This is a genomic window from Nocardia asiatica NBRC 100129 (assembly GCF_000308415.1).
GTDB lineage: Bacteria > Actinomycetota > Actinomycetes > Mycobacteriales > Mycobacteriaceae > Nocardia > Nocardia asiatica.
On the sequence record NZ_BAFS01000358.1, the window covers coordinates 1 to 1633 of the forward strand.

The 1633-nt window shown below is 62.5% G+C and carries 2 protein-coding genes; both read left to right on the top strand.

What is annotated here, in order from left to right:
- Nucleotides 1-127: 127 nt before the first annotated feature.
- Nucleotides 128-562 carry a hypothetical protein gene (locus tag ON27_RS29395; protein WP_051047097.1) on the top strand — a complete coding sequence of 145 codons (435 nt, stop codon included), beginning with the start codon at nt 128-130 and terminating at the stop codon, nt 560-562.
- On the top strand, nt 559-1137 hold the full coding sequence (locus tag ON27_RS29400) for a site-specific integrase (protein ID WP_051047098.1): 579 nt from the start codon (nt 559-561) through the stop codon (nt 1135-1137). Before ON27_RS29395 ends, ON27_RS29400 begins: the two co-directional genes overlap by 4 nt.
- The last annotated feature ends 496 nt before the right edge of the window (nt 1138-1633 follow it).

Here is a 1633-nt window from a genome sequence, read left to right on the forward strand (position 1 = left end):
TTCACACCAGCGAGCGGGTTTTGATGGTCGGCGGCCTGGAGCGCGGCGTTCTGGTCGTCTGCCCTCTACGGGCGGTCGGTGCGGCGTTGTGGTCCTACCGCCCGGACCTGTTCGAGGCGGCTGTCGGATGAACCGCGAGGATGTCGATGCCACCCTGCAACTGGTCGCTTCGCTCGGGCTGACCCTCGACGACCTGGCATCCGCGCAACCCGATCGAGCGCGCATGCCCACGATCGGCCAGTACATTCAGTGGGTAGGGATCAAGAATCCAGAAGGCACTGGTCATTACCGCTGGTATTGGCCGGTCATCGAAACAGCCTGGGGACATCGACCTCTCGATTCGCTCACAGCGGTGGAGATCGAGGAGCGTGCGGCACGTCAAAGGCTGCGTGCTGTTGTTCGGGCGAACAGCAGAGGTGGGCGCGGCGCAGAAGCCAATCTCATCGCCGCGATGCGTTTCCTTTACCAGAACGCCCAGGATGACGGTCTGATCGAACCGGACGCGAACCCGGCCGCCCAAGCCCGCAAGACACCCAGCCTCCAGGCCCGGCCCGGGCGTTGAGCGTCGAGCAGATCGAGGATCTCGGCCGCGTGGCCTCGACTACCGGCGATGACACCGAACTCGACGCACTCATCTTGCGGTTACATATCGAAACAGCTTGCAGCAGAGGTCCAGCGCTGGCGTTGCGTATCAAGGATCTCGAACGCGACGACTGCCTGATCCGACTGCACGAATACCGCGGCGCGATCCGATGGCAACCCATCTCCCCCACCCTGATGACCCGGCTGCTCGGCCACGTCAGACTCCGCGGTGGCCGCCAAGCCACAGATCGGGTCCTGCGCTACCAGAACGGAACACCCGCAGATCTCGCGCGCTATCAATACCTTGTCCGCCGATTCCGTCGCGAACTCCCCTGGGCCGACGACCTACAAATGAACATGAACTGGGTCTGCCACACCACAGAGACATTCGTCGAAACAGAATTCGGGCATCGCACCGCCAGATTGTTCAAACAACGACGTGTACGCAGCCAGAACACCGAAGGCCAGGATCGGTTCGACCCTCACCGCCTGGCCATGATCGCTGCGGTATTGGCCGCACTCACCGGTGAACCTCACCCCCTCGCACTCCAGTAGCTGTGTTCTCGAAGTGTCGGGATACGGCTGTGCCGCATATTGGTGGGAGCGGCGGCTCCCGCGCCCAGCCGAGAGGACCCTGCGCCGCAGCGAAAGACAGATAGTCCCCGAACCCGAACCATATGGCAGGTCACGCGACCAGAAACACGGGAAGCGGACCGTCCGCCGGGCAATACGGGGTGTACAGCTGAAGCGTTACCCAAGGCGATATCAACGCGAAGTTCCTTTTTATGGGCCTTACACGATAGCGAATGGAATATCTCTCGTAATCCTTTTAGCGCACAAGGTACGGCAAGTACATGCGCGTGGACCGCGAAGCGGCACTGCCGCGTGAGGTGGAACGAGCCGTGCGGACGTGGTCGCCCCCGGCATGATCGGAGGACTTCTCGTCTGCGCTGGCGCTGGTGAGCTGGTAGAGGCGCCCAGGCTACTGGCCTTCTGGCATGCGCGACCCGCTGTTCGGAGGACATCGCGACCTGGATTCGGTGACGAGAAG

Excerpts from the sequence above, each read along its gene's own strand:
- ON27_RS29395 (WP_051047097.1), top strand. The coding sequence starts at position 128 with ATGAACCGCGAGGATGTCGATGCCACCCTGCAACTGGTCGCTTCGCTC.